The sequence below is a fragment of the Tritonibacter scottomollicae genome (genome assembly GCF_003003215.1).
Taxonomy (GTDB): Bacteria; Pseudomonadota; Alphaproteobacteria; order Rhodobacterales; family Rhodobacteraceae; genus Epibacterium; species Epibacterium scottomollicae.
Map to the genome: position 1 here is coordinate 399586 of NZ_PVUF01000002.1, position 26918 is coordinate 426503.

The 26918-nt window shown below is 62.8% G+C and carries 24 protein-coding genes; 14 read left to right on the forward strand and 10 right to left on the reverse strand.

What is annotated here, in order from left to right:
- Positions 1-19: 19 nt before the first annotated feature.
- Positions 20-2362: an aldehyde dehydrogenase family protein gene (locus CLV89_RS05740; protein ID WP_106162671.1), complete on the reverse strand. Its 2343-nt coding sequence runs from the start codon at positions 2360-2362 to the stop codon at positions 20-22.
- Positions 2363-2372: 10 nt separating this feature from the next.
- Positions 2373-3389, reverse strand: coding sequence for a deoxyribose-phosphate aldolase (deoC, locus tag CLV89_RS05745; RefSeq protein ID WP_106162672.1), 1017 nt, complete (start codon positions 3387-3389; stop codon positions 2373-2375).
- A 212-nt stretch (positions 3390-3601) separates the two neighbouring features.
- On the opposite strand from deoC, the gene CLV89_RS05750 reads away from it, so the two are divergent.
- From CLV89_RS05750 to CLV89_RS05785, 8 genes are all read left to right on the forward strand, one after another.
- A complete protein-coding gene (locus CLV89_RS05750; RefSeq protein ID WP_106162673.1) occupies positions 3602-4567 on the forward strand; it encodes a metal ABC transporter solute-binding protein, Zn/Mn family in 966 nt (321 codons plus the stop codon).
- Positions 4568-4569: 2 nt separating this feature from the next.
- Positions 4570-5373 (forward strand): metal ABC transporter ATP-binding protein, encoded by an 804-nt coding sequence (locus tag CLV89_RS05755; protein ID WP_106162674.1) that lies wholly within the window; start codon positions 4570-4572, stop codon positions 5371-5373.
- 48 nt (positions 5374-5421) lie between these two features.
- Complete coding sequence (locus tag CLV89_RS05760; protein ID WP_106162675.1) at positions 5422-6624, forward strand: metal ABC transporter permease; 1203 nt, start codon at positions 5422-5424, stop codon at positions 6622-6624.
- On the forward strand, positions 6624-7550 hold the full coding sequence (locus CLV89_RS05765; protein ID WP_106162676.1) for a metal ABC transporter permease: 927 nt from the start codon (positions 6624-6626) through the stop codon (positions 7548-7550). The genes CLV89_RS05760 and CLV89_RS05765 overlap by 1 nt, the downstream gene beginning before the upstream one ends.
- Before the next feature lie 90 nt (positions 7551-7640).
- A complete protein-coding gene (gene mutL, locus CLV89_RS05770) occupies positions 7641-9578 on the forward strand; it encodes a DNA mismatch repair endonuclease MutL (protein ID WP_207796889.1) in 1938 nt (645 codons plus the stop codon).
- Positions 9579-9589: 11 nt separating this feature from the next.
- Entirely contained in the window at positions 9590-10825 is a 1236-nt protein-coding gene (locus tag CLV89_RS05775) for a DNA recombination protein RmuC (RefSeq protein WP_106162677.1), read from the forward strand.
- Between the two features lie 5 nt (positions 10826-10830).
- Complete coding sequence (locus tag CLV89_RS05780) at positions 10831-12141, forward strand: adenylate/guanylate cyclase domain-containing protein (RefSeq protein WP_423837294.1); 1311 nt, start codon at positions 10831-10833, stop codon at positions 12139-12141.
- A 79-nt stretch (positions 12142-12220) separates the two neighbouring features.
- Positions 12221-12544 (forward strand): DUF3775 domain-containing protein, encoded by a 324-nt coding sequence (locus CLV89_RS05785; protein WP_106162679.1) that lies wholly within the window; start codon positions 12221-12223, stop codon positions 12542-12544.
- A gap of 113 nt (positions 12545-12657) precedes the next feature.
- Here the strand turns inward: CLV89_RS05785 and CLV89_RS05790 are convergent, their stop codons facing one another.
- The 7 genes from CLV89_RS05790 to CLV89_RS05820 form a co-directional block, all read right to left on the reverse strand.
- The gene (locus CLV89_RS05790; RefSeq protein ID WP_106162680.1) at positions 12658-13800 is read right to left on the reverse strand and encodes a saccharopine dehydrogenase family protein; all 1143 of its coding nucleotides are present in this window, start codon (positions 13798-13800) and stop codon (positions 12658-12660) included.
- Positions 13801-13829: 29 nt separating this feature from the next.
- Complete coding sequence (locus CLV89_RS05795) at positions 13830-14882, reverse strand: saccharopine dehydrogenase (RefSeq protein WP_106162681.1); 1053 nt, start codon at positions 14880-14882, stop codon at positions 13830-13832.
- A gap of 11 nt (positions 14883-14893) precedes the next feature.
- The gene (locus CLV89_RS05800; protein ID WP_106162682.1) at positions 14894-15508 is read right to left on the reverse strand and encodes a glutathione S-transferase family protein; all 615 of its coding nucleotides are present in this window, start codon (positions 15506-15508) and stop codon (positions 14894-14896) included.
- Positions 15509-15531: 23 nt separating this feature from the next.
- Positions 15532-16188 carry a histidine phosphatase family protein gene (locus tag CLV89_RS05805; protein ID WP_106162683.1) on the reverse strand — a complete coding sequence of 219 codons (657 nt, stop codon included), beginning with the start codon at positions 16186-16188 and terminating at the stop codon, positions 15532-15534.
- 119 nt (positions 16189-16307) lie between these two features.
- A complete protein-coding gene (locus CLV89_RS05810) occupies positions 16308-16535 on the reverse strand; it encodes a WGR domain-containing protein (protein ID WP_106162684.1) in 228 nt (75 codons plus the stop codon).
- 245 nt (positions 16536-16780) lie between these two features.
- Positions 16781-17500, reverse strand: a complete 720-nt coding sequence (locus CLV89_RS05815) for a response regulator transcription factor (RefSeq protein WP_106162685.1) — start codon at positions 17498-17500, stop codon at positions 16781-16783.
- Positions 17493-19397, reverse strand: coding sequence for a PAS-domain containing protein (locus tag CLV89_RS05820; protein WP_106162686.1), 1905 nt, complete (start codon positions 19395-19397; stop codon positions 17493-17495). The genes CLV89_RS05815 and CLV89_RS05820 overlap by 8 nt, the downstream gene beginning before the upstream one ends.
- A 270-nt stretch (positions 19398-19667) precedes the next feature.
- Between CLV89_RS05820 and CLV89_RS05825 the strand changes: the two genes are divergently transcribed.
- From CLV89_RS05825 to CLV89_RS05835, 3 genes are all read left to right on the forward strand, one after another.
- Positions 19668-21653 carry an AMP-binding protein gene (locus CLV89_RS05825; protein WP_106162687.1) on the forward strand — a complete coding sequence of 662 codons (1986 nt, stop codon included), beginning with the start codon at positions 19668-19670 and terminating at the stop codon, positions 21651-21653.
- A 96-nt stretch (positions 21654-21749) separates the two neighbouring features.
- Positions 21750-22568, forward strand: coding sequence for an ABC transporter ATP-binding protein (locus tag CLV89_RS05830; protein ID WP_106162688.1), 819 nt, complete (start codon positions 21750-21752; stop codon positions 22566-22568).
- A gap of 38 nt (positions 22569-22606) precedes the next feature.
- A complete protein-coding gene (locus CLV89_RS05835) occupies positions 22607-23593 on the forward strand; it encodes a branched-chain amino acid ABC transporter permease (protein WP_106162689.1) in 987 nt (328 codons plus the stop codon).
- 36 nt (positions 23594-23629) lie between these two features.
- Here CLV89_RS05835 and CLV89_RS05840 read toward each other — a convergent pair whose 3' ends face one another.
- Positions 23630-24034 (reverse strand): SHOCT domain-containing protein, encoded by a 405-nt coding sequence (locus CLV89_RS05840; RefSeq protein WP_341477106.1) that lies wholly within the window; start codon positions 24032-24034, stop codon positions 23630-23632.
- 111 nt (positions 24035-24145) lie between these two features.
- On the opposite strand from CLV89_RS05840, the gene CLV89_RS05845 reads away from it, so the two are divergent.
- The 3 genes from CLV89_RS05845 to CLV89_RS05855 all read left to right on the forward strand — a co-directional run bounded on the left by CLV89_RS05845 (position 24146) and on the right by CLV89_RS05855 (position 26900).
- Positions 24146-24406 carry a hypothetical protein gene (locus CLV89_RS05845; RefSeq protein ID WP_106162691.1) on the forward strand — a complete coding sequence of 87 codons (261 nt, stop codon included), beginning with the start codon at positions 24146-24148 and terminating at the stop codon, positions 24404-24406.
- Positions 24407-24444: 38 nt separating this feature from the next.
- Positions 24445-25521 carry a branched-chain amino acid ABC transporter permease gene (locus tag CLV89_RS05850; protein ID WP_106162692.1) on the forward strand — a complete coding sequence of 359 codons (1077 nt, stop codon included), beginning with the start codon at positions 24445-24447 and terminating at the stop codon, positions 25519-25521.
- A 95-nt stretch (positions 25522-25616) separates the two neighbouring features.
- The gene (locus tag CLV89_RS05855) at positions 25617-26900 is read left to right on the forward strand and encodes an ABC transporter substrate-binding protein (RefSeq protein ID WP_106162693.1); all 1284 of its coding nucleotides are present in this window, start codon (positions 25617-25619) and stop codon (positions 26898-26900) included.
- The last annotated feature ends 18 nt before the right edge of the window (positions 26901-26918 follow it).

The window sequence follows — 26918 nt, forward strand, 5'->3', positions numbered from 1 at the left end:
TGTTGATTGATTCTCGAAGTCACTCGCCGTAGGGGATCCAGACCGTCTTGACCTCGGTTGCGGCTTGCAGGAAGCGCTTGCTGTGATCGCGCGCCCAGTCCGTCGCCTGACCATTGTTGACCCAGGTGCGTTTCAGATTTCCGGCAGAGGCGACCTCGATCAATTGTGACAGATCGGTGGAGGAGAAGCTCCAGACCGCATCGAGGTTGAGGTGTTTGGCCATGGTGTCGCCAAGGTCCTTGTGCGCGCCGGTCAGGATGTTGACCACACCGGCAGGCAGATCGGAGGTTTCCAGCACCTGGTAAAGATCCGTGGCAGCCAGCGGAAACGCTTGTGAGGCCGCCAGAACCACCCGATTGCCCATGGCGATTGCGGGTGCCATGGCGGAAATCAGACCCAGCAGCGGCGCCTCGTCCGCGCAGAGCACGCCGATGGTGCCGACCGGTTCCTTCATGCCAAGCGCGACGCCGCGGATCGGCACACCATGCGCCAGGCCATCGTATTTGTCGGCCCAGGCAGCGGCGGAGAACAGGCGCTGCAACGAGGCTTCGACCTCGGCGGTGCCTTCCCCCTTGCCGGTCATCGCGTCGATGCGGGCGGCAAATTCACCAGCCCGCGCGGCGAGGTTCTCGGCCATGTAATAGAGGATCTGAGCGCGCAGGTGGCCAGTGGTCTTGGACCAGCCCTTGGCGGCATGGGCGGCCTCGACCGCGTTGCGCACATCCTTGCGGCTGCCAGCGCCGACATGGCCCAGCAGGTTGCCCTTTGGCCCGTAGACAGGCTTGGAGTAACCGCTGTCGGGGCGTGCCTGCTTGCCGCCAATGTACATCTTGGCAGTGCGGTCGATGCCTGCGGGGGCGGTCGCGGTCTCTGCGCCCTCAAAGGCGGCAATCGGTGTCAGGGCCTTGGTCTCGCCCTTGGGTCGGGTGTAGGCCATCAGCCCCTCGATACCGCCCTCGCGGCCAAAGCCGCTTTCGCGCACGCCACCAAACGGGGCGGCGGCGTCGAACATGTTGGTGCCATTGACCCAGACTACGCCGGCGACCAACTTCGGCGCGATATCCAGCGCCAGGTTCACATTCTCGGTCCAGAGCGTCGCGGCCAGCCCGTAGCGGGTGTTGTTGGCCAGCTCGACCGCCTCGGACGGCGTGCGGAAGGTGGTGGTGACCAGCACCGGGCCAAAGATCTCTTCCTGCATCAGGGGATCGGCGGGCGACAGACCCTCGATCAGGGTCGGCGGGAAGAAGCAGCCCTTCGCGGGCATGTTGACCTTGCTCTGATGCACGGTGCAATTCTTGGCAGTGGCCACCAGACGGGTGATCTCGGCATGTTGCACGGGATCGACCACGGCACCTACATCGATGCATTTGTCGAGCGGATCGCCGAGGCGCAGGGTCTTCATCCGGGCGCGCAGTTTCTTGTGGAACCGCTCGGAGACGCTCTCCTGCACCAGGAGACGCGAGCCAGCGCAGCAAACCTGGCCCTGGTTGAACCAGATCGCATCCACCAGCCCTTCGATGGCGCTGTCCAGATCAGCGTCGTCAAAGACGATGTAGGGGCTCTTGCCTCCCAGCTCCAGCGTCAGCGCCTTGCCGGTGCCTGCGGTGGCTTCGCGAATCTTGCGGCCGACGTCGGTCGAGCCGGTGAAGGCGATCTTGTCCACATCCGCATTGACGATCATCTCGCCCACGGCGCCATCGCCGGTGACGATGTTGACCACGCCCTTGGGCAGGCCGGCCTGACGGCAAATGTCGGCAAACAGTAGCGCGGTGAGCGAGGTATACTCCGCTGGTTTCAGCACCACGGTATTGCCCATGGCCAGCGCTGGCGCGACCTTCCACGCGAGCATCAAGAGCGGAAAATTCCACGGGATGATCTGGCCACAGACGCCGAGCGCCTCACGACCCGACATCTCCTCGTCCATCAACTGGGCGTGGCCAGCGTGGTGGTAGAAGTGGCGCTGTACAAGCGGGATATCGATGTCGCGGCTTTCGCGGATCGGTTTGCCGTTGTCCAGCGTCTCCAGCACCGCAAACAGGCGGCTGTGTTTCTGCAGCAGACGTGCGATCGCATAGAGGTAGGTGGCACGGCCAGATCCACCCATCGCGGCCCAGGGGCTTTGCGCGGTGCGGGCGGCTTTTACCGCTGCGTCCACGTCCTTTTTTGTCGCTTGGCTCAATTCCGCCAGCACCTCGCCGGTGGCCGGGTTCTTGCTCTCGAACCCCTTGCCCGGGGTGGTGAAGTCACCGTTGATGAAATGACCAAACCGGCTGCCCTGATCGACCAGCCATGCAAAGGCGTCTGCGGCGCTTTCGGGAGCGGGGCCATAGTCCATGGTGTCGAAGATCTCTTTGATTGTCATCTGTTCGTCCTCACGCCATCGGGTGGCGGTAGCCGGCGGAATAGGCACCGGTCACGTGGTGTTCGAGCTGGCGTTCGATATCGCCCAGCAGGCTGGACGCGCCAAAGCGGAACAGGTCGGGCTGGACCCAGCGGTTGCCCAGTTCCTCTTTCATCAGGGAGAGGTAGACCAGCGCGTCCTTGGCCTTTGAGATGCCGCCTGCGGGTTTGTAGCCGACGAGAAAGCCGGTGCGCGCGTAGTAGTCGCGGATGGCGCGGATCATCACCAGCGAAACGGGCAGGGTGGCGTTCACCCCTTCCTTGCCGGTGGACGTCTTGATGAAATCGGCGCCCGCCATCATGCAGATCATCGAGGCACGGGCGACGTTGCGCAGGGTGCCCAGCTCGCCGGTCGCCAGGATCGCCTTGACATGCGCCTCGCCGCAGGCCTCGCGGAAGGCCTTCATCTCGTCGTAGAGCGCCTGCCAGTTGCCAGAGAGCACATGGCGGCGGGAGATCACGATGTCGATCTCGCGGGCCCCGGCGCTCACGCTTTCGCGGATCTCTTCGACCCGCAGGTGAAAGGGCGACAGGCCTGCAGGAAAGCCGGTGGAGACGGCGGCGACCGGGATCTGGGTGCCGTGCAACGCCCGCGCAGCGGCCGGGATCATGTCGTGATAGACACAGACCGCGCCGGTTGTGATGCCCTCCATACCGAGTTGCGACAGAATTTCTGCGCGCACCGGCTGACGTGCCTTGGCGCAGAGACGCCGCACGCGGGCCTCGGTGTCGTCGCCTGCAAGCGTCGTGAGGTCGATGCAGGTGATCGCCTTCAGAAGCCATGCGGCCTGATGGTCTTTTTTGACCGACCGGCGCCCGGGAAGGCTGGCGCAGCGGCGTTCGATGGCGGAGGTGTTGGCCTCCATCCCAAGTGCCCAATCCAGGTCCAGCTCCATGCCGGGGTTGCGGGGCAGATGTACGCCGGCACCGTCCCCTGAGGGCGATGCAGCGGCGGCTTTGGCAGGGGCGTCTGCGGTTTGGCTGTCCATGTGCGGGAGTCCTCGAAAGATTTGCCCCAAAATCGCACGCCAAACCGCGTTGATGCAAGGTTTCCCATGGGTTTTCCGCAATCTGTTTTGACCAAAAGGACAAAAAATTGACCTTTCTTGAGAATAATTCGCATTTTCATTGACGAAGTTGAGAATCGTTCTCATATTGCTGGAAAGAGAAACGAGATTTTGCGAGCAGGGAGCACGTATATATGCTGAGCCGACGTCATACTCTTCTGGGGCTGGGTGCTGTGGCCGCACTGGCCAGTGCGACTTCGGGGCTTGCGGCCGAGGGAAAGCTTACCGTTGTGGCCACCACCGGCATGATCGCAGATGCGGCGCGCCAGATCGGCGGCGGCGAGGTCGAGGTGACCGAATTGATGGGCGCGGGCGTGGATCCGCATGCCTATCGCCAGACCCGCACCGATATCGCCGCCATGACCCGCGCCGATCTGGTGCTGTGGCACGGGCTCTACCTTGAGGCGCAGATGGAAGACTTCTTCCATTCGCTGGCGCGCAAGCGTGTTGTGGTGCCGGTGGCCGAGGCGATGCCCAAGGACCTGTTGCGCGGCCATGATGACTACGCTGACAAATTCGACCCCCACGTCTGGATGAGCCCGGAGATGTGGAAGCATGTGGTGCGCGAAGTGGCGCGGGCGCTCACCGAGGCCCGCCCGGCGGCGGCAGACCTCTTTGCCGCCAATCTGGAGCGTCACTTGGGCGAGCTGGACCGCCTGTCGGACTACGGCCGCAGGGTTGTCGCCGGCGTGCCGGATGACAACCGGGTGCTGGTCACCGCGCATGACGCCTTTGGCTATTTCGGGCGCGACTACGGGTTTGACGTGCTGGGCATTCAGGGCATTTCCACACAGTCCGAGGCCGGTCTGAACCGTATCGGCGAATTGGTCGACGTGCTGGTGGACCGCCAGGTCAAGGCGGTGTTTGTCGAAACCTCGGTGGCGGATCGCTCCATGCGTGCCTTGATCGAGGGCGCGGCGGCCAAGGATCATGAGGTGGTCATCGGCGGCGAGCTGTTTTCCGACGCCATGGGCGCGGAGGGCACCTATGAGGCAACCTATCTTGGTATGCTGGACCACAACTTTACCACCATCGCCGGCGCGTTGGGCGCGGATGTTCCCACCGGCGGCATGGATGGCAAACTCGGGGCGGGACACTGAACATGCAACTTTCACTGGCCAGCCAGAACGGACAGGCTGCGCGCGAGCCGGGGCTGGAGACCAGTCCGCTCGCCATCCGTGGCCTCACCGTCAGCTATGGCGAGAAACCGGCGGTGTTCTCCGTCGACATGACCGTGGTTCCGGGGCAGATGACCGCAATTATCGGTCCCAACGGCGCCGGCAAATCCACCCTGTTGAAGGCCGCCCTGGGCATCGTGCCGCCGGTCTCGGGCCGGGTGCAGGTCTTTGGCCGCCCGCTGGACCATCAGCGCGGGCGCATTGCCTATGTGCCGCAGCGCGCCTCGGTGGATTGGGATTTCCCGACCCGGGTGATCGACGTGGTGATGATGGGGCTTTATCGCGAGCTGGGACTGCTGGGTCGTATCCGCGGCACCCATCGCCAAATCGCATCGGATTGTCTGGATCGCGTCGGCATGAGCGAGTTTGCCGACCGGCAGATCGGTCAGCTCTCCGGTGGGCAGCAGCAACGGGTGTTTCTGGCGCGTGCGCTGGCACAGGGGGCGGATCTCTACCTGCTGGACGAGCCCTTTGCCGGGGTGGATGCGGCGACGGAGAAGGCGATCATCGGCGTGCTGAAGGCGCTCCGGGCCGAGGGCAAGACCGTGGTCGTGGTACATCATGACCTGGCGACGGTGCGGGACTACTTCGACAATGTGTTCCTGATCAACACCCGCAAGGTCGCCGAAGGCTCGGTGGCTGAGGCCTTTACTCCGGACACGTTGCAATCGGCCTATGGCGGACGTCTGGCCACCGCGCAGATCGACCAGATCGCGCGGCCGGCGTGACTGCCACTGCGACCTGACATATCTAATTGATACAGAGAGAGGCGGAGCATGCTGATTGACGCGCTGTTCCTGCAAATGGGCTATAACGCCACTTTGGTGGCGATCGGGGCGGCGCTGCTGGGCGCGGCCTCGGGGATCACGGGGACCTTCCTGTTCCTGCGCAAGCGGGCGCTGGTGTCCGATGCCGTGAGCCATGCCACCCTGCCCGGCGTCTGCGTTGCGTTCCTGGTCCTCGTGGCGCTGGGCGGGGATGGCCGCAATCTTGCCGCTTTGCTGACCGGCTCTGCCGTATCAGCTGGCCTCGGTCTGCTGTGCATGAATTGGCTGACCCGCAACACGCGCCTGGCCGAAGATGCGGCGATCGGTGCGGTGCTATCGGTGTTCTTCGGCTTTGGCGTGGTGCTGTTGACTGTGATCCAGACGCTGGGTGTCGGACGGCAGGCGGGGCTTGAGGGGTTCCTGTTGGGCTCCACCGCTGGCATGCTCTACACCGATGCGCTGGTGATCGCAGGGGGAGGTGCGGCGGTGCTGTTCCTCGTCCTGTTGACGCGACGCCCCATGACCATGGTGGCCTTTGATCCCGAATATGCCGCTGCGCGTGGCCTGCCGGTCAGCAAGATCGACATGCTGATGATGGGGCTGGTGATGGCGGTCACCGTGGTGGGCCTCAAGGTGGTGGGGCTGATCCTGATCGTGGCGCTGCTGATCATTCCGCCTGTTGCTGCGCGATTCTGGACTGAACGCGCCGACCAGGTGGTGATCCTTGCAGGCGTTCTGGGTGCTTTGGCGGCCTATCTCGGCGCGGCCATCTCCGCCTCTGCGCCTAACCTGCCCACCGGGCCGATCATCGTTCTGATGAGCTTTGCGCTCTTTGCCCTGTCGCTGCTGGTGGCGCCCAACAGAGGTGTGCTCGCCGCCGTGCTGCGACATCAAAGGTTCCAGCGCCGCTTGCATATGCGACAGGGTCTGCTGGCGCTGGCGCAAGACCAGACCATCTATGAACCGCTCACCCTGCGTCTGTTGTCCCGAGCTGGGTTGGTGCGCGCCGATGGTGTTGCGACACGGTCCGGCCAAGCCCGCGCCGCCAAGGCGCTGCGCGACGAACGCCGCTGGGACATCCTGCGCCGCGATCAGGCACAGGAGGCAGCGGCAGCGCTTTATGATGGGCTGCGCGAGATTGAAACCGTGCTGACCCCGGACCAGATCGCCGCAATTGATCGCGAGATCGGCACCCCCAAGGAGGCCTTCTGATGGGCAGCGAATTCGTCACCCTCTCCCTCACGCCGCTGCTGATCGGGATTTTTGCGGCGGTGGCCTGCGCGCTGCCGGGGAATTTCCTGCTGCTGCGCAAGCAGGCGCTGATCGGCGATGCCATCAGCCATGTGGCGCTGCCGGGCATTGTCGTGGCCTTCCTGCTGACCGGCGCAATCTCCACCTGGCCGATGATGCTGGGTGCGGCGGGCGCGGCGGTGGTCGCGGTGGTGATGATCGAGGCGATCCGCCGCCTCGGCCGCATCGAACCCGGTGCGGCCATGGGCGTTGTCTTCACCACGCTGTTCGCCGCCGGGGTGCTTCTGCTGGAGCAGAGCGATACGTCCTCCGTTCATCTGGACGTGGAACATGCGCTCTATGGCAACTTGGAGAGCCTGATTTGGCTCGATGGCACCGGCTGGGGATCGCTGCTGGATCCGCAGGCGCTTGCCTATCTGCCAGTCGAACTGCCGCGCATGGCAGCGACGCTGGTGGTGGTGGCGGGCTTCATCGCGCTGTTCTGGCGTCCGCTGAAGATTGCGACCTTCGACGAAAGTTTCGCCCGTACCATCGGGATGCGGACTGATCTGCTGGGGTTAGCGCTGGTGATCACGGCGGCGATCGCGGCCGTGGCGGCCTTTGATGCAGTGGGCTCGATCATCGTGATCGCCATGTTCATCTGCCCGCCGGCCGCAGCGCGGATGATGACCAACCGGCTCGAATTGCAGATCGCTTGGAGCGTCGCTTTCGCCACCCTATCGGCCATCATTGGCTATGTTTTGGCGGGTTACGGTCCGCTCTGGATTGGCATGGGGGATGCGGTCAGCGCGGCGGGCATGATCGCCACCATCTCCGGCGTGATTCTGGCGATTGCCGCGATGTTCGGCCCCTGCCGTGGGCGTGCGGGGGCGCCGTCGGGCGTGTAGCCGCCGAGGGCTGCGCGCTCGCTGCACGGGCCACCTAGCGCGCGTATTCCGGGTGGCAGAATCGTGCTCGCGCATGCTAAATCTTGGGCTATGTATACTATCGCCCCCCAAATCAGCGAAAATCCCGTGACTCAGGCTGCGTCTGCCCCTCTTCCCGTCATTCGCCAGCTGGACGACAGCGCCATCAACCGCATTGCCGCGGGGGAGGTGGTCGAACGTCCGGCCTCGGCGGTGAAGGAGCTGGTGGAGAACGCCATCGACGCCGGGGCGACCCGCATCACGGTCGAGATCGCCGATGGCGGCAAGACGCTGATCCGGGTGACCGACAATGGCTGTGGCATGACGCCTCAGGATCTGCCGCTGGCCCTGTCGCGCCATGCGACCTCCAAGATCGACGGCTCGGATCTGCTGAACATCCACACCTTCGGCTTTCGCGGTGAGGCGCTGCCCAGCCTTGGCGCGGTTGGGCGGCTGACCATTACCAGTCGTGCCGAGGGTCATGACGCGGCGCAGATCCGCGTTGCCGGCGGCCAGATGGAGGGGGTGAAACCCGCCGCCCTGCGTCAGGGTACCATCGTGGAGCTGCGCGATCTGTTCTTTGCCACGCCGGCGCGGCTGAAATTCATGCGCACCGACCGGGCCGAAAGCCAGGCAATCTCCGACACCGTGAAGCGGCTGGCGATGGCGGAGCCTGCGGTAGGGTTCACCCTGCGCGATGTGTCCGGCGGTGGCGAGGGGCGCGTGACCTTCCGGGCCGACCCCCTGAGCGGCGATCTGTTTGACGCGCTGCATGGGCGCCTGGCGCATGTCATTGGCCGGGAGTTCGCCGAAAACGCGCTGAAGATCGACGCCACACGTGAGGGCATTCGCCTCTACGGCTATGCGGCGCTGCCGACCTATTCGCGCGGTGCGGCGGTGACGCAGTTCCTGTTCGTGAACACGCGGCCGGTGAAGGACAAGATGCTCACGGGGGCGCTGCGGGCCGCCTATATGGATTTCCTCAGCCGCGACCGGCACCCGGCGGCGGCGCTGTTCATCGATTGCGAGCCGACGCTGGTCGACGTGAACGTACATCCGGCAAAATCAGAGGTGCGTTTTCGCGATCCGGGTCTGGCGCGCGGGCTGATCGTCTCCTCCTTGCGCCATGCGCTGGCGGAGGCTGGTCATCGCGCCTCCAGCACCGTGGCGGGGGCTACGCTGGGGGCGATGCGACCCGAACAGCCCACTGCGAGTGGGGCACCACGGGTCTACCAGATGGACCGGCCCTCTCTCGGCGCGCGCAACAGTGCCTATGCGGCGCAGTCCCCCGGGCTGCCGCCCGCACCGTCCTATCCTGCGCCGCCACCGGCAGAGGCAAACGCGGGCTTTGCAGAGTTTTCTGCCGCCTATAGTGGCCGTCTGGTCGAAGAGCCTGTCAGCGCCGAGCCGGAGACGCAGCCCGTCGAGGATCTGCCGCTGGGGGCCGCGCGGGGTCAGGTGCATGAGAATTACATTATCGCCCAGACCCGCGACGGCATGGTGATCGTCGACCAGCACGCCGCGCACGAACGATTGGTCTATGAAAAGCTGAAACACCAGATGGCGAACACTGGCGTCGCCGCGCAGGCGTTGCTGATCCCGGAGATCATCGAGCTGTCGGAGGGGGACTGTGCCCGGCTGCTGGAGGTGGCGGAGGATTTGGCGAAATTCGGCCTTGGCATCGAGGCCTTCGGTGGCAACGCCGTGGCAGTAAGAGAAACTCCTGCAATCCTCGGCGAGGTCAATGCAGAGGCGATGATCCGCGACATCCTTGACGAGCTGGCCGATCAGGGCGAGAGCCAGCTGGTGCAGGCGCGTCTGGAAGCGATCCTGAGTCGGGTGGCCTGTCACGGCTCCATCCGCTCGGGCCGGCGCATGCGCGGCGAAGAGATGAACGCGTTGTTGCGCGAGATGGAAGAGACTCCCCATTCCGGCCAGTGCAACCATGGTCGTCCGACCTATGTGGAACTCAAACTTGCTGACATCGAACGCCTGTTTGGTCGCAGCTGAAGGAACATCTGATGGAAGGCATGGATGACGCCATCGCCAATATGGATACGCTGGGGCTGATCCTGCTGGGCGCAGGGGCCGGGCTGCTGCTGTTGGTGGTTCTCCTTGTGCAGTCGATGCGCGGCGCCGCGCGCACCGCTCGCGCGATTGAGCCGCTGGGTCAGCAGATGAGCACCCTCAGCCAGGTGGCGCAGCAGCTCTCTTCGGGACAGGAGGCGCTGCGCGGCAATCTGCAGACCGTGTCGGACACTCAGGCCAATGCGCAGCTGCAGATTTTGCAAACGATGGAATCCCGTCTGGGCGATGTGCAGCAGCGCATGAATGATCGGCTGGCGGACAATGCGATGAAACAGGCCCGCGCGATCTCCGATATGCAGGAACGCATGAGCGAGAGCCTGCATGGCAATGCCAAACGCACCGCCACCTCACTGACGCAGCTGCAGGAGCGGCTGGCGGTGATCGACAAGGCGCAGGACAATATCACCAAGCTGTCGGGCGATGTGCTGTCGCTGCAGGATATCCTGTCCAACAAGCAGACACGCGGGGCATTCGGGGAAATCCAGCTCAACGATATCGTGTCCAAGGCGTTGCCGACGGATGCCTATGCGTTTCAATACACGCTGTCGAACGGCAAGCGCGCGGACTGCCTGATCCATCTGCCCAACCCGCCGGGGCCAATCGTGATCGACAGTAAGTTCCCGTTGGAGCCCTATGAGGCGTTGCGCAATGCCGAGACGCAGGACGCGCGCGCGCAGGCGGCGCGGCTGCTGAAGGGTGCGCTCAGGAAGCACATTCGGGACATCTCGGAAAAATACATCCTGGATGGCGAGACAGCCGATGGCGCGCTGTTGTTCCTGCCCTCGGAGGCAGTCTATGCCGAATTGCATGCCAATTTCTCTGATGTGGTGCGCGAAGGGTTTGCGCTCAAGGTCTGGATCGTCTCGCCCACCACCTGCATGGCGACGCTGAACACCATGCGCGCCATCCTCAAGGACGCGCGCATGCGCGAGCAGGCTGGCGCCATCCGCAAGGAATTGGGCCTGCTGCACAAGGATGTGGAGCGGCTTGGGGATCGGGTCGGCAATCTTGATCGCCACTTCAGCCAGGCGCAAAAGGATATTTCCGACATCAAGATCAGCGCCGACAAGGCCGGGCGCCGGGCGCAGCGGCTGGATAATTTCGACTTCGAGGAGCTGAGCCAGGACAGCGTCAGCCAGGTGGTCGCACTGGAAACTCCAGGCGAATGAGGGTCTTGCCGAAACGGCGGCGGATTGCACCTGATGCGGCCCTGTTGCGCGAGGCAGAGCTGAGAGCCGAAAAAGTTGTCTCGATCCTTCGGATGTTCGTGGCACTGGGGCTGATGGTTGTCTTCTTCCTCGCGGTCGGCGAACCGCCGGAGGAGATCGCGGACTTTCTGCGTAAACAGTGGATCTTTGCGGTCCTGTCGATGTTCTCGTATCTGTTGCTGGGCGCGCTGACGCTCTGGCTGGCGCGCAGTGGACGCTTCCGGCGCTGGATGGTCTGGCCCGTCGTGACGCTGGATTGCCTGTTCATGTTGGTGAACGCCTGGGTTGGTCTGGAGAACGTTTCGATGCCCGGTGCCTTGACCTTCCTGCTGCCTCCGACCTGGCTGGTGCCGCTTGTGCTGGCCTTTGCGGTGTTGCGGTTCAACCCTTATTTGCAGGCCTATTGCGTGGCGCTGGTCGTTGGTGGCCTCGGTTATCTCAGTTTTGTCACGGAGGTTACCATCACACCTGATATCGCCAGCCGTGTGCAGCATCTGGTGGCGGTGCCGCCCAATATCGTGCGACTGGCGATGATCCTGCTCGCGGGGGTGGTGCTGGTGGTGGCGGCCGCAGCGCTGCGGGGCCTGTTGCATCGCGCCCTGATCGAGACAGAAAAACGCCTGTTGCTGACCCGGTACCTGCCTGCGCGGTTGGCCGAGCGTATGCAGACAGAGGATCTGGACGATCTGCGTCAGGGGAAGCGGCAGGACATGGCGGTGATGTTCATCGACATCCGTGGTTTCACCTCCTGGGCAGAGGGACGTGACCCGGCGGAAGTCGGCGCCTTTGTCACCGAATATCGCATCCGCGTTCAACGCGCAGCCCGCCAGACACATGGTATGGTCGACAAGTTCATCGGCGACGGTGCCATGCTGTTGTTTGATGGCGCAGAGGCGCCGAAACGGGCGCTGCAATGTGCCATGCAATTGTCGGCAGAGATGCAGGAGTGGTCCATGCTGCGGCATGCTGAGGGGCGTCCGGATGTGCATGTCGGCATTGGGCTGCATTGGGGCGAGGTGTTCTCCGGCGTGGTCGGAGACGAAGACCGGCTTGAGTATACTGCGCTTGGCGACACGGTGAATACTGCGTCGCGGCTGGAGCAGATGACCAAGACCAATGACATGGAAATCATCGTGTCTGCAGCCGTTCTGGAGGCCGCCAATCTGCTCATGTCCGAGCGCGAAGACTGGGTGACGCTGGATCCCGAGCCGCTACGCGGGCGCAGTCAGCCGCTCGCGCTTTTTGGGCGACCACGGGGCGCGTCGGCTCAGGTCTGACTTGTCGCAGATCAAGGACACACGACGGACATTGCAGCACCATCTGACCTCAGCAGCGAGACAGCAGGAGGCAAACAAGATGGTTGATATTGCAACAAACAAAGCGGAGCAGGTGGCGCTGATGGCGCGCGAAATCAGCCGTGCAGAGCCGGAGCTGCGCGCCTTTATTGCCGATATGAATGAGGATGAGCAGGCCGAGCTGGTGGCGATCCTCTGGGTCGGGCGCGGGGTTTTCGAGGCGGAGGAATTCACTCAGGCTGTGGACACGGCGCGCCAGGAGAAGACCACGCCAACCGAGGATTACCTGATGGCAACGCCGATCCTGGCCTATGACATCGAGGCGGGGCTGGAGGCCTTGGGCGTTGATGTCTCGGCACTTGCCGAGGATGTCATGGGGCGCTGAGCGGGTTTGGGGCGCGATATTTCACAGGGTCGGGCCGCCAGACTGTGAACAGGAAAAAAAGCCCCACCAAATTGGCGGGGCTTTTTATAGTGTCAAGTCGTGGATGGTACGCCTCAGGAGCGGTGTGACACCACCTGAAGGTGCTGCGCGAGCGCACCGATACGGCCCATCCAGCTGTCGACCAGCGCGGCATCGCTGGGCGCAGCGCTGACGCCGGGGGCGATCTTGCCATTCATTGCCGCCTCGATGGCGAAGGAGACCGGGTAGGACACCAGACGCGCCATGGCGCTGCCGCGATCATCGCCCCAGGCATCCATCACATAAGTCTTGTGCCACTTGGTCTCGCCGTCTTTTTCTGCCTTGAGATCCACGCAGAGGACCACGCGGTCCGGCTCGCCCTCGTCATAGGCGTTGTCCTGCCAGAACTGGTCGGACATCTCCTTGAGACGGGCGTCGCCTGCCTCACCTTCGAGGGTTTCGACCTCCTTGAAGACATCGGCCCAGGCCTCTGACCAGCCATCCAGACGCAGGGTCCCGCGCACGAAAGTCTTCACCTTCCAGTCCGCGCCGAAATGATACTGCTCCATGAAGGGCAGCGAGTCGCGGTTGGGATAAACTTGGAAGGTTTCCGGCGTGGCCAGCGGCGCGTCGTAGGTGGAGAGCGCGTCCCAGGGGCGGGCGACATCGTAGGTTTCGAAGTTGCGGATCGAGCGCGACGGTGAGCGCAGTGCCTTCAGCACGCCAAGGGGCGACCAGCTGAACTTGTAGCGGAACGGGTTTGGGGTCTTGGGAATGCCACCGCAATAGGACAGGAAACTGATCTCGTTGTCCGCGTCGAAGGACGGAGATTCGGCATATTCCGCCACCAGCGCATGAGCCATCAGGTGGTCGATGCCCGGATCAAGACCAACCTCGTTCACCAGCGCGACACCGGCATCCTTGGCCTTTTGATCCAGCGCCCGCATCTCGGGCGAGATATAGGAGGAGGACACAAAATGCGCGCCGTTGTTGATCGCCAGTTCCGCAAGCTCCACATGCCAGTCACCGGGCAGCATGGAGACCACGACGTCGGCGGGGCTCAGCAGCTCGGACAGGCGCGCGATGGAGAATTTGTGGATATTGGTGGTCAGATCGCCGATCGCCTCGGCGGCCTTTTCGGGCGTGCGGTTCCAGACGGCGACGTCGTGACCCGCTTCGAGCAGGCGACGCAGGCCGGGAATGGCGGAGAGGCCGGTGCCGCACCAGTGAATAGTCATGTCAGTTCTCCTTGGTCGGGGCAGGCCGCTTAGCCTGCCACATGTTCGTCAAAGACCGCCTTGGCCCGGCCCCAGACGCCCGAATTCAGATCGGGCAGGGTCAGGAGGCTGGCCAGAAGCTGGTCCGCATAGTCCTCGGAGCTTTCCGCGGGCAGCATCGAGGGCAGATTGTCGATCGCCATCACGTCGAGCACGGGCGCCTCTGCAACCCTTAGGGCCGGCGCGTCCCACGTGGTGGCACGGTCATAAACAGGAACCGGATTGTAGTCGCTATCCGGGTCGCAGGCCACATCACCAATTGCGGTGAGTTTACGGACCGCGCCAAGCGCCTCCTGCGGCACGAACACCGGTGTGCCGGGGCGGGCAAAGATGCAGTTCAGGAACAGGTCATGGTCGAGGATTTGTGGGAAAGGGCCGCCGCTTGCGGTCTCGGCCATGTCCCATTTGGTGACACTGACCCCCATCGCTTCGCACAGGTCGGCAGCGCCGGTGCCGACACGGCCAAGCGCGCCGATGACGATGGCAGTGGGGCGGTCCATGCTGATCGCGTCCAACTCGCCAGCCAGATCGGCCAGCAGGGCATGTTTGTCTTTGTAGACACCAACGGGGCCGCAGATCTCGTCGCGTTGCTGCGCGGCCCAGGCCTTGAGCGTGACGGCAGCGCCAGCATAGCCCGCCCAATAGCCGAAGGCGGCAACCCGGCGGCCGGTCTCGTCCACCAGATACTCCAGATCATACAGCGTGCCACCGCCTTCGCGGAACCGGCGCAGCAGTTCCTTGCCGGAGTGCTGGCCCTTGAACGCATGGCCGAACATGATGTGGCGATGGGTCAGGGGCGTGCCGTCGTCCGGCAGCTCCTTGAGGCCAAAGATGATCGCGTCTGGCGGGGCGTCGGGCCAGGAATTCTCTGCCGCGATCTCGCAGCCTGCGTCGATGTAGCCCTGCAGCGGAATGGCGCGACTGGCGCTTTCTTCAACGGTGACGCGGAGGCCGGCCTCCAGAAGCGCCGCTGCGCCGGCCGGGGTCAGCCCGACGCGATCCTCGTTCTGGCGCTGTTCGGCGCGGACCCAGAGATGTGTCATAGTTTTGTCCTTCAAAGCATATCCTTGGCGCGCACGGCTTTGACGCTGTCGCGTGCCTCCATCGCCGCCATGAAGGCGGTGAGTTTCGGAAAACGTGCGATCTTGACCCCGTCGCCTTCGAGCCAGGTGCAGACCACATAGAGGTAGCAGTCGGCGAGGCTGGGGCTGTCGCCCAGAACAAAAGGACCGCGCAGGCCGTGGTTGCAGATGTAGTCGCAGGAGGCGGCCATGGTCTCGGGCACCTTGCGGGCCATGTCCTTGAACGAGGCCGGATTGGAGGCCCAGCGGGCGCCGCGCAGCTTGTGGGCGTGGTTCACATGCATGGTGGAAGCGAGATAGAACATCACCTCACGCATGCGGGCGGCCAGCACCGGATCATTGGGGCGCAGACCCGCCTCGGGGGCCATGTCGGCGATCAATTCCAGCAGAGCGCCGGTTTCGGTCAGGATACCGCCCTCGACCACCAGTGCGGGCACCCGGCCCTTGGGGTTGATCTGGTGATAGGCTCTGGTGGTTTGCTGACGTTCGGCAAAATCGATCCTGATCGCCTCATACTCCAGACCGGCTTCCTCAAGCGCGATGGCCACGGCGATAGAGATGGTATTGGGCGCGTAGTAGAGTTGCATGGCGGTCTCCTGTGCGGGGCGATCTAGAGGTGAGTGCGCGCGTATTGCCGGTCGGGCTCTTCCAGATGCGGCACCGCGTTGAAGAGGACCGGCGCATAGTGCCCGCCGATATTGTGCAGGCGGTGCAGCGAGGTGTTCATGATGGCAAGGGCGATGCGGGCGGTGGCGGCAGTATCCAGCCCGAGGCAGTGGCGCATTACCATGGAGATTAAGCCACCCGAGGTCACGACCAGCGCCGGGCCGTCGCCTTTGGCGATTTCCGACAGGGCGGCCTTGGTGCGGCTCTCAAAGTCGCGCCAGCTTTCATAGGGGGCGGCAATGCGATCCGCTTCCCAAGCGGCAAAGACCTGCGGCAAATGGGCGACAAAACCTTCGCGCTCCTGCGGGATCGCCAGACCGTGCTGGGCCTCCATCGCCTGGGCGAGGGTGAAATATTCCATCTCGTTGAGGCGTGGATCGCGGATCAACTGTCCGGCGTCAAAGCCCATGGCGCGGGCGGTTTCCTCGTGCCGGGTGAGGGTGCCGCAGTAGATGCGGGCATAGTGATCCTTGCAGCTGCGCAGGTGATCGCCCAGCCATTGGGCCTGCTGGTGGCCAAGCGGACTCAGCTTGTCGTAGCTGATTTCGTCCCGTGCCCCGGTATTGGCCTGGCCGTGGCGGACCAGCGTGATCTCTGACATGCGCGCCTCTTTGATCCTGTCGCAGAATTACTAGGGGAGGGGCGCCCGGGTTGAAAGGGGCAAACTGCAAGCGATTCAGAGGAGCGGGATGCGGGGCCGTCCGGAGCGGCCCGCGGCCATCAGGCGCGGTTGTAGCCGCGTTTCAACATCCGGTGGCGATGACGGTCTGCTGCCACCGAGGCTTCGCGCAGGTTGCCGAAGATATTGATGGTCGTTCGCCCCTTGCCACCCTTCACGCCCCATTCGCGCAGGAGGGAGACCTCGTCGAAGAGGTTCATCGCGAGCTCGATCCGGTAGAACCGAGGAGGGCGGGTTTCAGCGCGATTATAGAGCAGACAGGTGGCCATATTGTCTTTTTACGCGAGCCGAATCATCGCCGCAAGAGGTCGGGTGTACTCCCGCCCGTCGCCGGAGGAGAAAATCCTCCGCTCCCGTTGGGCGTGGCGCCGCGCCTGTGGCGCGGCGCTGCCGCTTGCCCCGAATAGGGGCAAGCGGCCCGGCCCAACTCCGCCAAGAGGATTTGCCGCAGGCAAGGCCTCTGTGGCGGCGGGAGCGCCCCTCCTCCCTCACACCGGATTTGTGGCAGGCCGGGTTAACTCCAGCTGACATCTCCGAGGAAAATATACCCGGCGCCATAAATCGTCTTTATCAGGCGCGGGTTCTTGGGATCCTCGCGCAGTTTGGTGCGCAGGCGGGAAATGCGCACATCCATTGCCCGGTCAAAACTGTCCCCGGCCCCGCCGCCTAGTCGTTCCATCATCTGTGCGCGGGAAATCAGCCGCTTTGGGCTTTCCAGAAACAGGCGCAACACTTCTCCTTCGGCGTGGGAAAAGGCGGTTTCCTCCCCGGCCTCGTCTTCCAGCGCGTAGCGGTCGAAATGCGCGGTCCAGCCTGAAAACTGTGCCCGATCTCCAGACGGCGCCTGCCCGCCCCGGGGGGCATCGCGCAGGCGTACGCGGATACGGGCGACAACCTCCGCCGGATCAAAGGGTTTGGTGATATAGTCATCGGCGCCGAGCTCCAACCCAGTGACCCGATCCTGCACTTGCGCCCGACCCGAAATGATAATGACACTGGCCCCCTGTTCCAGCGCCAGCCGGTGCACCAGCGCCAGCCCGTCGGTATCCGGCAGCGACAGATCCACCAGGCAGACGTCTGGTGTCACCCGTTTCAAGGCAACCTCGAAATCGCGGGCGCGGGAAAAGCTCTGGGTGCGATAGCCGGCGTCCTCCAGCGTTTCCGTCAGCAGCTGGCGGATCTCCGGCTCGTCATCGAGGATCGTCACGAGAGGGGATTGATTGGCATCACGCATGGTCGGCCTTTTGTTGCAGGAGCGCCATCAGATGGGAGCTGTCAAAGGGTTTCGGCAAGAGCGGCGCTGCGGCCAATGCGGCGCGGTAGAGCGGGTCAGTGTGCGGCAACGAGGTCATCAAGACCACAGGCGGAGCATTTGACCCGAGGCGCGTGCAGAAATCCACACCTGTGGCCTCGCCCTCCAGCTTGATGTCGGACAGGATCAGGGCAATGCCCTCGACATCGGCGACCAGCGCCACCGCCTCGTCGACGCTGGTGGCTTCCAGCACAGAATAGCCGAGGTCCATCAACAGCTGGCGATAGGTGGCCCTCAGCCCGTCGCTGTCCTCGACCAGCAGCGCGATGCCACCGGTGGCCGAGGGCGCGGCGCGATAGGGCAGTCGCAGGGTGACCATGGCGCCGGAGACCGTATTGCCGATGCGGATATCGCCGCCGGCGGATTTGACCATGTCATAGACCATCGACAGACCCAGCCCGGATCCCTCCTGACCCTTGGTGGTGAAAAACGGGTTGAGCGCATTGTCGAGCGCGTCGCGCGAAAAACCGGACCCGGTGTCGCCGACAGAGAATTCGATCCAGGTCTGCCCCACCAGATGCGCGGCCACGGTGATCTGGCCGCTGGTGCCACAGGCGTCGCGGGCATTCAGGATCAGGTTCAACAGCGCGTCCTGCAATCGTCCAGGGTCGAGCAGAAAGCGCCCGTCGCCGGTGTTGTCGAGCACGCTGAGGCCGATGCCCTGCGGCAAGGAGGGCGTGGCGAGGATCTTCATCTCGTCCAGCAGCGCATGCAGGTCGGTGGCCTGCGGGCGCAAGCCCCGGTGGCTTGTCATCTCCGCCATCCGGTCCAGCAGACGCCCGCCCCGGCGGGCCGCCGACAGCGTTGCCTCCACCAGCTCCCCGGCGCCCTCCGGCAGGGCGCTGCGGGAGAGCTTTGTCTGCATGCCGAGGATGATGGTCAGGAGGTTCGAGAAATCATGCGCCAGCCCGCTGGTCATCTGCGCCGCGATCTCGCGTTTGCGGGATTGTTGCAGGGCAACGCGGGCCTGGGTTTCCTCGGTCACATCCATCGACAGGATGAACACACCGCCCTCATGGTCAGGGGTGAAGGCCACGCGCAGGCGGCGGCTATCGTGATCTTCGGTGAATTCGAACACCGGGTTCTCACCCTGATAGGCGGCCTCGAGATGTGGCGCGATGCGCGCATAGGCCGCCGGCCCCAGTGCGTCCGAGATATGCTGGCCCAGGATATCGGAGGGACGACCGGGAAACACCCGGCTGAGCCGCCCGTTGGTGAAGGTATAATGCCCTTCACTGTCCACATGGGCGATATGGGCGGGCATCATCTCGGTGGTCAGGCGGGTGCGGGCCTCGGTCTGTTTCAGTTGGCGCTGGGTTTCCTCCAGCGTCTTGATGGTTGCGGCCAGCTTGCGGTTGGTGGCGGAGAGTTCTTCGGTATAGCCGGTCACCTGATCCGACAGTTCCTCGGAGCGGGCGCGCAGCAGCGCCTCCACCCGTTTGGTGCGGGTGATGTCGGTGTAGACGGTGACCCAGCCACCCTGGGGCAGGGGCGCCCCCTCGATGGAAATCACCTGCCCATTGGCCCGCTGACGTTCGACATAATGCGGAACGAAAGCGCGGGCCTGATCGACCCGCTGCTGCACAAACTGGTCGATGTCGTCGATCAGCCCATAGTCGCCCTGTTCGGCGATAAAGCGAATGGTGGCGGCAAAGCTCGCGCCCTCCTCGACCAGTTCGGGCGGCAGGTTGAACATTTCACGAAACCTGTTGTTGCAGGCCGACAGGCGCAGGTCGCTGTCATAGATCGACAGGGCCTGTGCGATCAGGTTGAGGCCTGCGTCCACCATCGTCGTGCGCTGTGCGTGTGTTTGTCTCATACGTGCTCCCCGCGTCTTGGCTAGCAGTTTGACCGAGACAGGCAAAGCGGCTTGTGACCTTTGTGCGCTTGGAGGCTATGTCGTCCTGTGGCCGTTCGCCCCTGTAGTCTGCGGCGCTTGTTACAATTTGATAGATTTCAGAAATCTTCGCGAAAAACTTGCTTTGTTACAAAGGTGCTGTCCTACTGAGGACATAAGGGTTGCGCCCCACAGATGTGGGAGATGCGATCAATCCGGTCGGGGAGGACCGGATATGGGAGGAGTAAATACGTGTCTCAGACCGCTGCGCAGACATCGTCTGGCGCCGGGCAGCTTCTGTCTGTTCCGGCCCTGCTGGAGAAGAACGCAACTGTCCATGCCAACCGCCCGGCCTACCGGGAAAAGGAATTTGGCATCTGGCAAAGCTGGACCTGGAAGGAAACCGCCGAGGAGATCGACGCGCTTGCGTTGGGTCTGTTGAACCTCGGGGTCTCTGAAGGGGATTTCATCGCCGTCATCGGTCGCAACCGGCCCTCGCTCTACTGGTCGATGGTGGCCGCGCAGAGCGTCGGTGCGGTGCCGGTGCCGATCTATCAGGATTCCGGCGCCGAGGAGATGGCCTATGTGCTGGATCACTGCGGCGCGGCCTATGTGATCGCCGGGGATCAGGAGCAGGTCGACAAGGTGGTCGAGATCAAGGACCAGCTGACCAACCTGAAACACATGATCTATATCGACCCACGCGGGTTGCGCAAATATGATCACAGCCATCTGCATCAGTATAGCCATGTGCAGGAGCAGGGGCGCGCCGCGCGCGATGAGCTGAGCGCCGAGCTGGCGGCCCGTCGCGGCAAGCTCGACTACGAGTCGACCTGCGTGATGCTCTACACTTCGGGGACCACCGGACGGCCCAAGGGCGTGGTATTGTCGAACCGCAACGTGATCGAGAGCGCCAAGAACGCAAGCGAGTTCGATCATCTGACGGCGCAAGAGGACATTCTCTCTTATCTGCCGATGGCCTGGGTGGGGGATTTCATCTTCTCGCTGGGGCAGGCGTTCTGGTGCGGGTTCTGCGTAAACTGCCCAGAGAGCGAAGACACCATGATGACGGATCTGCGCGAGATCGGTCCGACTTATTTCTTTGCCCCGCCGCGGGTGTTCGAGGGCCAGCTGACCAATGTGATGATCCGCATGGAAGACGCCGGAAAGCTGAAGCGGCGCATGTTCCATCACTTTCTGGCGCATGCAAAGAAGGTCGGCGGGTTGATCCTGGATGGCAAGACCGTCAGCACGATGGACCGGCTGAAATATGCGCTGGGCGATATGTTGGTTTATGGACCGCTGAAAGACACGCTGGGCTATGGCCGCATTCGTGTCGGCTATACCGCAGGCGAGGCGATCGGGCCGGAGATCTTTGATTTCTATCGCTCTCTCGGCATCAATCTGAAGCAGCTCTATGGTCAGACCGAGGCGACGGTTTTCATCACCGTACAGCCCGACGGACAGGTTCGTGCGGACACTGTAGGGGTGCCCGCGCCGGACGTGGAGCTCCGCATCGCCGACAATGGCGAGATCTTCTATCGCTCACCCGGCACCTTTGTCGAATATTACAAGAACGCGGAATCTACCGCGTCGACCAAGGATGCCGAGGGCTGGGTCGCCACCGGGGACGCGGGCTTCATTGAAGAAAGCTCCGGCCACCTGCGGATCATCGACCGGGCTAAGGACGTGGGCAAGATGGCCAATGGCGCGTTGTTTGCCCCCAAATATGTCGAGAACAAGCTGAAGTTCTACCCGGATATCCTGGAGGCGGTGGTGTTCGGCAATGAGCGGGATCGCTGCGTGGCTTTCATCAACATCGACCTGACGGCGGTGGGCAACTGGGCTGAGCGCAACAATATCGCCTATGCCTCCTATCAGGAGCTGGCCGGGCACCCGCGGGTGCTGGAGACCATTCGCAACCATGTGGAGGCGGTCAATGTCTCGGTGGCGCAGGACGAGATGCTGTCGGGTTGCCAGATCCACCGGTTCGTGATCCTGCACAAGGAACTCGACGCCGATGACGGCGAGATGACACGGACCCGCAAGGTGCGCCGTCGCATCGTCGAGGAGAAATTCGCTGATATCATTGCCGCGCTCTACGACGGCTCCGATCAGGTTTCGACCCGCACAGAGGTCACCTATGAGGATGGGCGCAAGGGGGCGATCAGCGCGACGCTGACTTGCGTCGACGCCAAGGTGCAATCGGCGATCACCCGGGCGGTGGCCGCAGAATGACGGTTGAGACGACGCTCGTGCAGGCCAGCTGCACATCGCCCCGCCCACCGTCCCTTGCCACCCTATCATGTGGCGCGAATTCCCAAGGAGTGACCCATGCTTGATGCCTCCGACAGCTTTGTGACCGAGGATGGCCGCACCATCGGTGGCGTGGTCATGGAAATGAAGAATATCACCCTGCGCTTTGGCGGTGTGGTGGCGATCAAGGATATCTCTTTCGACATCCGCGAGGGCGAAATTCGCGCTATCATCGGTCCAAATGGGGCTGGCAAATCTTCGATGCTGAACGTGATTTCCGGCTTCTATGTGCCGCAGGAGGGCGAGGTGCTGTTCCACGGCAAGCAGCGCCCGCCGATGCGCCCTTATGAGGTGGCGCGTCAGGGGATTGCCCGCACGTTCCAGAATATCGCCCTTTTCGAGGGCATGAGCGTTCTGGACAACGTTATGACCGGGCGCCTGAACAATATGAAAGCAGGCCTGTTCCAGCAGGCCTTCTGGAAGGGCCGTGCGGAAAAGGAAGAGGTCGCGAACCGCGAAGTCGTTGAAAAGATCATCGACTTCCTGGAGATCCAGGCGATCCGCAAGACGCCGGTGTCACGCCTGCCCTACGGGTTGAAGAAACGCGTCGAATTGGCCCGGGCGTTGGCCGCCGAGCCGAAGCTGTTGCTGCTGGACGAGCCGATGGCGGGCATGAACGTTGAGGAGAAGGAGGACATGTCCCGCTTCATCCTCGATGTGAACGACGAATTCGGCACCACCATCGCGCTGATCGAACACGACATGGGCGTGGTTATGGACCTGTCGGATCGTGTCGTGGTGATGGATTACGGCAAGAAGATCGGCGACGGCACACCGGACGAGGTGCGCAACAATCAGAACGTCATCGACGCCTATCTGGGGGTGTCTCATGACTGATCTTGGCCGCAAGCAAGCAATGAACAAGGAGGCGCACCATGCCTGATCAACTGATCTTTGCCATGGAGGTGACGCTGAACGGGCTGATGGCCGGGGTGCTTTATGCGCTGGTCGCGCTGGGCTTCGTGCTGATCTACAAGGCGTCGGGAATTTTCAACTATGCGCAAGGGGTTATGGCGCTGTTCGCGGCTATGACCCTGGTCGGTATCATGGAAGGGCAGGTGCCGTTCTCGCATCTGATCAATGCCCTGTTCGGTGGGCATATCACCCATTTCGGCTGGAGCGTTCCGTCCTTCGTGGCGATCCTGATGACGGTGGCCGTGATGGTACTGCTGGCCTGGCTGGTGCAGGTGTTGGTGATGAAGCATCTGGTCGGGCAGGAACCGATCATCCTATTCATGGCGACCATCGGTCTGGCCTATTTCCTCGAAGGGGTGGCGGACCTGATGTGGGGCTCCGAGATCAAGACGCTGGACGTCGGCCTGCCGCAGGGCATCAACCTGTGGATCGACGAGACGACCTTCGGGATCTTCGGATATGGCTTCTTCATCGACAATCTTGATATCGTGGCGACGGTGATCGCGGCGCTGCTGGTGACCGGCCTTGTGCTGTTCAGCCAGTATACCAAACAAGGGCGTGCGATGCGGGCGGTGGCGGATGACCACCAGGCGGCGCTGTCGGTGGGGATCTCGCTGAACTTCATCTGGGTGCTGGTCTGGTCGGTTGCGGGCTTTGTCGCGCTGGTGGCCGGCATCATGTGGGGCACAAAGTCCGGCGTGCAGTTCTCGCTGTCACTGATCGCGCTGAAGGCACTGCCGGTGCTGATGCTCGGGGGCTTCACCTCGATCCCCGGAGCCATCGTCGGCGGTCTGATCATCGGCGTGGGCGAGAAACTGTTCGAGTTCCTCATCGGCCCGATGGTCGGTGGTGCAACCGAGAATTGGTTCGCCTATGTGCTGGCGCTGATCTTCCTGGTGTTCCGCCCGCAGGGCCTGTTTGGCGAGAAGATCATTGAACGCGTTTGACCCGCATATCCGCCCCGCTTGCCAATGCCTGCAGCGTCAGCCCTGCATGCGTTGGAAGGCGGCGATGACCACAGCGGCAAACACCGTGACGGCCAATGTCAGCGCGATGGTGATGTCACCGATCAACTGCCCCACCAGGAAGGTCATCAGCCCCGCGGCACAGAGCCCGACAAGGCATAGCCCCCAGAAAAACGACATGTCGCTGTTCTCGGCCGTGTCTGATCGACGGGCCTCGGCAGGCATTGCACTTGGTGCGGCCCGGCTGGATGCCGCAGCTGGTGCAGGGCGGCGCGGCCGCGGGCGAGAGGGCTTTGATCCCGCAGGCTCAAGGTCGGCGTCTTCAACCAGAGACAAAAGCTTTGACCGCGCGTCTGCGTATTGCGCGTCCGTCAGCTCCCCTCGCTTCCGCGCAGCATCCAGCTGCCGGAGTCTCTCCAACATTACGGTCATATCACCCACTCACTTTTCCCACGGGCAACGTGCCGCTGAGATTTGGGCAAAATGTGGCGAAATGCAGAAACCTGACGAAATGGTTAACGGGAGGAGCCTCTGATGACGAAATTTCTGGCCCTGCTCAACGTCATTGCCTGGTCCGGTTTCTGGGCCTTCGGGTACCTCGCCGTGACGGGCGATGGCTACACCAAAGGGCAGGTGACAATGGCCACGATACTTGCGGCCGCCGGTCTGTTTGCGGGTCTCTTCGCCTATCTGAAGCTGGTCCGGATTTCAGAGCGCAAAGGCTACGCCCAACCCTCAAACCGCATGACGCGTGATCAGCGCGATGCAGCCCAGTCGAATTGGGGAGAGGTTTGATGCAAAACGATAAATTCAACCAAGGGAGCCTCTGAATCATGTTCTACCGTGAAGCCGGGGATTTCAAAGCCTCCTATGTCGAGGACAGCCAGACCTTTCCCATCAAGTTCGACCGATATCGCTACTATGCGGTGCTGGCGCTGGCCTTCGGGGTGATCCCGTTCCTCGTGAATGACTACTGGGTCAATGCGATCCTGCTGCCGTTCCTGATCTATGCGATCGCGGCGATCGGGCTCAACATACTTGTTGGTTACTGCGGGCAGGTCTCGTTGGGGACCGGGGGCTTCATGGCGGTGGGGGCCTATGCCTGCTACAAGCTTATGACGGCCTTTCCTGAGATTTCGATGTTTATCCACGTGTTGCTGGCGGGGGGAATCACCGGGCTGGTCTGCGTGTTGTTCGGTCTGCCGAGCCTGCGTATCAAGGGGTTCTACCTCGCGGTGGCGACGTTGGCGGCGCAGTTCTTTCTGGTGTGGCTCTTCAACCGGGTGCCTTGGTTCTACAACTACTCCGCCTCCGGCCAGATCAACGCGCCGGAACGCGAGGTGTTCGGCATCATCATCACCGGCCCTCATGCGCCGGCCTGGGCGACTTATATGTTCTGCCTGATCTTTCTGACCTTCTGCGCGATCGTCGCCCGCAATCTGACCCGTGGCACCCAAGGGCGCAGCTGGATGGCAATCCGCGACATGGACATCGCCGCGGAGATCATCGGGGTCAATCCGATGAAGGCGAAAATGACCGCATTTGCAGTCTCCGGCTTCTTTGTCGGCATCTCGGGGGCGCTGTTCTTTTCGGTCTACCTCGGTGCGGTCGAAGTGGGAGAAGCCTTTGGCATCAACAAGTCATTCCTGGTGCTGTTCATGGTCATCATCGGTGGTTTGGGCTCGATCTTTGGCTCCTTTGCGGGCGCGGCCTTCCTGGTGCTGCTGCCGGTGGTGCTGAAGGTTGTCGGCGTCGACATGCTGGGCTGGCCCACTGATATCGTGGCGCATTTCCAGCTGGTCATCGTGGGCGCGCTGATCGTGACATTCCTGATCCTGGAGCCGCACGGGCTTGCGCAGCTCTGGCGTGTGACCAAGGAGAAGCTCCGGCTCTGGCCCTTCCCGCACTGATCGGGGTGGGCGACGACCTCGCCGGGTCCAGCGAAGGAGGAGGCTGGGCTCGATCACGACACCATCGGAATAAATTCAAGGGAGGATGATACCCGATGACACTGAAACTGACGACTCTGGCGCTGAGTGCGCTGATGGCCGCAGGTCCTGCAATGGCGGACCTCGTATTCCCGGACCTGAGCTATCGGACCGGTCCCTATGCAGCGGGCGGCATCCCGTTCTCTGACGGCTACAACGACTACTTCACGCTGGTAAACGAGCGGGACGGCGGCATCGGCGGTGTCAAGGCACGCGTGATCGAATGCGAGACCGGCTACAACACCGAAAAGGGTGTGGAGTGCTATGAATCCACCAAAGGCGAAGGCGCGCTGGTCTATCAGCCGCTGTCCACCGGCATCACCTATCAGCTGATCCCCAAGGTCACGGCAGACGGCATTGCGCTGCACACCATGGGGTATGGCCGGACGTCGGCTGCCAACGGCAAGGTGTTTTCCAACGTCTTCAACTATCCCGCGAACTATTGGGATGGGGCGTCCGGCGTCATCAATCACCTGCTGGAAGAAAACGGCGGTGACCTGAACGGCAAGAAGGTCGCGCTGGTCTATCACAACTCCGCCTATGGCAAGGAGCCGATCCGCACGCTGGAAGAGCTGGGCAAGAAGCATGGTTTCGAGCTGAGCCTGCTGCCGGTTGACCATCCCGGTCAGGAGCAGAAATCCCAGTGGCTGCAGATCCGCCGCCAGCAACCCGACTATGTCGTGATGTGGGGCTGGGGCGTGATGAACCAGGTTGCCATTCAGGAAGCTGCCAACATTCGCTTCCCGATGGAGAACTTCATCGGCGTGTGGTGGTCCGGCTCCGATCACGATGTGATCCCGGCGGGTGCCAAGGCGGATGGCTACAAGGCCGTGACCTTCCACAACGTCGGCGATGACTTCCCGGTCTTTGACGACATCCAGACGCATGTGGTCGACAAAGGTCTCGCCGCAGGTGCGGGCGATCAGATCGGCAAAGTGGCCTATAACCGCGGCATGTATGCGGCGATGCTGGCGGTCGAGGCTGCCAAGACCGCACAGGAGATCCACGGCACTGCGGAGATCGACGCCGCGATGATGATCGACGGCATGGAAGGTCTGGAACTCACGGCTGAAAAGATGACGGCACTGGGCATGCAGAACTTCGGCCCTGCTTTCAACGTGTCCTGTGAAAACCACGGCGGTCCGGGGCTTGTCGGGGTGACGCAATGGGATGCGGATACGCAGACCTGGTCGCTGATCTCGGGCTTCAACCCAACCGACTCTGATGTGATCGGTGCATTGGTGGCCGAGGACTCCGCGTCCTATGCAGCCGAAAACAACATCGAAGAACGCTGCAACTAAGCGGTCCTGTCGCGCCGG